This is a genomic window from Rhodococcus sp. MurmanLake-1 (assembly GCF_056945715.1).
This window is the reverse complement of record NZ_JBWZNF010000072.1, coordinates 1-352: the sequence shown is the minus strand read 5'-3', so window position 1 is coordinate 352 and position 352 is coordinate 1. Positions and strand designations below refer to the sequence as shown.

1 protein-coding gene is annotated in these 352 nt (G+C 57.1%); it reads right to left on the bottom strand.

Annotated features, from left to right (window positions below):
• Window positions 1-160: 160 nt before the first annotated feature.
• The gene (locus AC2ETI_RS32695) at window positions 161-343 is read right to left on the bottom strand and encodes an LmrA/YxaF family transcription factor (RefSeq protein ID WP_483635058.1); all 183 of its coding nucleotides are present in this window, start codon (window positions 341-343) and stop codon (window positions 161-163) included.
• Window positions 344-352 lie beyond the last annotated feature (9 nt).

Sequence of the window (352 nt, the reverse complement as noted above, 5' to 3'; positions counted from 1 at the left end):
AATTCCTCCAGAAGGTCGTCCGCCAAACGGTGCACTGACATGATCACGCGGCCTCGTAATTCGACTCGGACGGTGCTCCGAAGACACCGAACTCCAAGTAACAATCATGCGTGACGATTGGCATCGACGACCCTCAGTGAAGGCTATCGGAGCACGATGTTCAGGATGCCGAAGTCTCTGTAGGTAGTGCCGAAGTTTCAGTCGCGAGACGTATCATTCGAAGGAGTTGCACAGACGAGTCCGTGAGTGGTCCGATGCTCCGATTGGCTCGGCAGAGCATCACGGCCCCCTCGATCGTGGCGACAACGAAGGTAGCCAGCTGTCGCGCGGTTTCGACCTCCACTCCAGCATC